The organism is Streptomyces sp. ERV7, from assembly GCF_001653515.1.
Lineage (GTDB): Bacteria > Actinomycetota > Actinomycetes > Streptomycetales > Streptomycetaceae > Streptomyces.
Genome location: NZ_LYOY01000010.1, coordinates 1 through 3,615 on the forward strand (window position 1 = coordinate 1; position 3,615 = coordinate 3,615).

General features: G+C 73.3%; 4 protein-coding genes. 1 reads left to right on the top strand and 3 read right to left on the bottom strand.

Annotated features, from left to right (window positions below; all coding sequences use genetic code 11):
* Window positions 1–203: 203 nt before the first annotated feature.
* Window positions 204–701, bottom strand: coding sequence for a MarR family winged helix-turn-helix transcriptional regulator (locus A8W25_RS05670; protein WP_067156952.1), 498 nt, complete (start codon window positions 699–701; stop codon window positions 204–206).
* Between the two features lie 97 nt (window positions 702–798).
* Between A8W25_RS05670 and A8W25_RS05675 the strand changes: the two genes are divergently transcribed.
* Window positions 799–1,437: an NAD(P)-dependent oxidoreductase gene (locus A8W25_RS05675; RefSeq protein WP_067156955.1), complete on the top strand. Its 639-nt coding sequence runs from the start codon at window positions 799–801 to the stop codon at window positions 1,435–1,437.
* 14 nt (window positions 1,438–1,451) lie between these two features.
* On the opposite strand, the gene A8W25_RS05680 is transcribed toward A8W25_RS05675, so the two are convergent.
* Together A8W25_RS05680 and A8W25_RS05685 are read right to left on the bottom strand one after the other, a co-directional pair.
* On the bottom strand, window positions 1,452–2,771 hold the full coding sequence (locus tag A8W25_RS05680) for an alpha-glucosidase/alpha-galactosidase (protein ID WP_067156961.1): 1,320 nt from the start codon (window positions 2,769–2,771) through the stop codon (window positions 1,452–1,454).
* A 47-nt stretch (window positions 2,772–2,818) separates the two neighbouring features.
* The coding region (locus tag A8W25_RS05685) for a carbohydrate kinase family protein (RefSeq protein WP_067156958.1) at window positions 2,819–3,615 on the bottom strand (797 nt) is incomplete at its 5' end.

Consider the following 3,615-nt stretch of genomic DNA (forward strand, 5'->3'; position numbering starts at 1 on the left):
GGCCTCCTGGGGGCTGCGGGCCGATGGGCGGGGCGTCGGCTCCGCGCTGGACCGGGCCCGGGCGGGCCGAGCGCTGGACCGGGCCCGGGCGGGCCGACGCCGTCTCCACTGTCTCCTCCAGCGCGTGCCCACGCCCGTCGGCCGTACTCCATCCGTCGCCCCGCGCCGCACCCGGCGGGCCGTTCGGGGCCGCGGCCGACGGGTCAGCCGACGCCGTCCCCGAGGGATTCGAGGAGTTCCCGCAGGGTCTTGGCGAGTGAGTCCCGCCGGTCCGGGCCGAGAGCCGCGAGCAGCCGCTCCTCCGTGGCGAGGTGGTCCGGCAGCGCCCGGTCGACGAGTGCGCTGCCCTCGGCGGTGAGGCCGACCTGGACGACCCGCCCGTCCGTCGGGCTCGGGGAGCGGGTCACCAGACCGCGCTCCTCCAGCCGGTCCAGGCGCTGGGAGACGGCGCCCGAGGTGACCATCGAGGAGCGCATCAGCTCGGCGGGCGTGAGCAGATGGGGCGGCGCGCTGCGGCGCAGGGTCGCGAGCACGTCGAAGGAAGCGGGGTCGAGGCCGTGCTCGGCGAAGGTGCGGCGCAGCTCCGCCTCGACGATCCGGGAGAGGCGTTTGAGCCGCCCGATCACCGCCATCGGCGAGACGTCGAGGTCGGGGCGGCGCTCGCCCCACTGCGCGAGCAGGAGGTCCACATGGTCGGTCACGGAACCAGACTAGCCAATCTCTTAGTGGTGAGATAGTTTTCTCTTAGCACTAAGAGACCGTCCGGGTGGCCGGACGAAGCAGAAGGAGCGGACACTCATGCGCATCACCGTCATCGGAGCCGCGGGAAACGTCGGCAGCCGTGTCGTGGCCGAGGCCGTCGCCCGGGGGCACGAGGTCACCGCCGTCGTGCGTGACCGGGCCCGCTTCCCCGAACTCCACCCGGCCGCCGCCGCCCGTACCGGCGACGCGGGGAACATCGAGGACATAGCCGAGTTGAGCGCCGGACAGGATCTGGTCATCAGCGCCACCCGGCCCGCCCCCGGCAGCGAGCGCGACCTCGTCACGGTGACCGAGGCGCTGCGTGCCGGACTCGCCGGAACCGGTGTGCGGGTGCTGGTCGTCGGCGGCGCCGCCACCCTGACCCTGCCCGGCGGAGGCGGCGCCACCGTCGTCGACGACCCGGACTTCCCCGCCGACTGGCGGCCCATCGCCCAGGCCTGCACCGAGCAGCTCGCCGTCTGGCGCGGCGAGGAGGAGGTCGACTGGGCCTACCTCAGCCCCGCCGCCCTGCTGGAGCCGGGCGAGCGCACCGGGCGCTACCGGCTCGGCGCCGACGAGCTCCTGGTGGACGAGAAGGGCGAGTCCGCGATCTCCATGGAGGACCTCGCGGTGGCGCTCCTCGACGAGGCCGAGGAGCCCCGCCACCACCGGACGAGGTTCACCGTGGCGTACTGAGGCGGGCCGCGCCCTCAATGCCCGAGCAGCACCCTCAACTCGGGCTGGAGCAGCTCCCCGTGGGCCTGGACGAGGTCGTCGCACAGATCCCAGATCCGCTCCACCGGCAGGGTGGCGGCGGTCGCCGCGTCCATCATCGCGGCGTGCCGCACATGCCGGGGCTCGCCCTCGGTGGCGGCCCGGACCACCAGATCGGTGACGCTCGCGTACGTACGGTTCAGCGCCGCGCACTGCGGCGGGAGCGCGCCGACATGGGTCGGCTGTACGCCCGAGGCGTCGACCAGGCACGGGACCTCGACCACGCAGTCGGTCGGCAGATTGGCGATCAGACCGCTGTTGGGGACGTTGCCGTAGACCGTGCGGGGGGTGCCGGTCACGATGCTGTGGACGATCTGCGGGGCGTACTCCATGGTGCCCTCGACCGGCAGCGGGCGGCCCGCCGCCAGGGCGTTGCGGGTGCGTTCGTAGCTGACCGTGTTGTCCTCGATGATGTCGAGATACGCGCCGATCGGCAGCCGCAGCCGCTCCACCTCGCTGTCGTGGTGCAGATACCACGGCACGTACTCGGAGGAGTGCTCACTGGTCTCGGTGGGGTAGTGGCCGAGTCTGCGGTACATGTCGACGCGGACCCGGCGCAGCAGTTCGCGGTCCTTGTCGATGGCGGCGTCCAGGAGCGGATGCAGATCCCGGCCGTCGCGCTCGAAGCGCAGCACCCACGCCTGGTGGTTCATCCCGGCGGCCAGGTACGACACCTCGGAGAAGTCCACGCCGACCAGCTCGGACAGGTCGTGCATCGTCCAGTACACCGAGTGGCACAGGCCCACCGCCTTCAGCCGGGGGGCGACCCGGTGCAGATAGAGGAGGTTCATGGCCATCGGGTTGGTGTAGTTCAGCAGCCAGGCGTCCGGGCAGAGTTCGGCCATGTCCTCGGCGATTCCCCGCAGCACCGGGAAGGTGCGCAGGGCCCGGAAGACACCGCCGACGCCCAGCGTGTCCCCGATGGTCTGGCGCAGTCCGTACCGCGCGGGGACGGCGAAGTCGGTGCGGGTCGCCGCGTTCATACCGACCTGGACGGTGTTGATCACGAAGTGCGCTCCGTCCAGCGCGCCGCGCCGGTCGGGGTGCGCGGTGATGACGGGCGCGACCTTCAGCGCCCCCGCGATGTGCCGGGCCGCCGCCTCGGCGGTCGCCAGCCGCTCCGGATCGATGTCGTGCAGCGCGATCCGCAGCCGGCCGAACTCGGGGAAGGCGAACAGGTCGGCCAGCAGCCCCTGGGTGAACACCACGCTGCCGGCGCCCATGAAGGCGATCTTCACTTCGGCCGCATCGGCCATCTCGGCGACTCCACTCGTCTCGGTACGCGTCTGGGTACTCGTCTCGGTCATGCGGAAACTCCCGTGACTCCGGTATCTGCGGTGACTACCGCACCCGGAAGGTGGGCGACGGCCTCGTCCCAGGTGGGCTGGGCCGCGGTGCCGCCGCGACCGCGGGTGGACAGCGAGCCGCAGGCCGTGGCGACGGCCAGGGCGTCCGCCAGGTCCAGCCCGCGCAGCAGTGCGGCGACGAAGCCGGCGTCGAAACTGTCCCCGGCCCCGACCGTGTCGAGCGGCTCGACGGGCAGGGCGGGCATGGCCGTCACTCGCGTCCCGTCGTGCGCCAGCGCCCCCTCGGCGCCGTTCTTGACCACCACGAGCGGGCCGCGCAGGGCCAGCGCGGCCGCCGCCTCGGCCACGCCCTTGGCGACCCCGGTCAGGGCGCGCGCCTCGGCCGCGTTCGGCAGCACCTGGTCCGTCACCTTCAGGACCGGGTCGAGCAGTTCGGGGTCCCAGCGGCCGGACGGGTCGTCATTGGTGTCCAGCGAGGTGGTCGCGCCGAGCTCGTGGGCCCGCGCGAACACCTCGGCCAGCGCCCCCGCGAGCCGCGGCATCAGGAAGAACGAGGCCGCGTGGACGTGTCGGGTCCCGGCGAGCAGCGCCTCGGGGACGTCCCCGGGCCCGGTCGCGGCCAGACACCCCGGCGCGGTGAGGATCGCCCGGTCGGCGCCCCGGGTGAGGACGGCGGTGAGCGGGGTGGCCCGTTCGGGGTCGGTGGTCAGGGCCGAGGTGTCGACTCCGCGCGCGGTTAGGGCCGTACGGACGAAGGCGCCCGCCGGGTCGTCCCCGACGCGGCCCGCGAAGG

Bases quoted from the DNA above. Each gene is read 5' to 3' on its own strand.
- A8W25_RS05675 (WP_067156955.1), top strand. From the start codon at position 799: ATGCGCATCACCGTCATCGGAGCCGCGGGAAACGTCGGCAGCCGTGTC.
- A8W25_RS05680 (WP_067156961.1), bottom strand. From the start codon at position 2,771: ATGGCCGATGCGGCCGAAGTGAAGATCGCCTTCATGGGCGCCGGCAGC.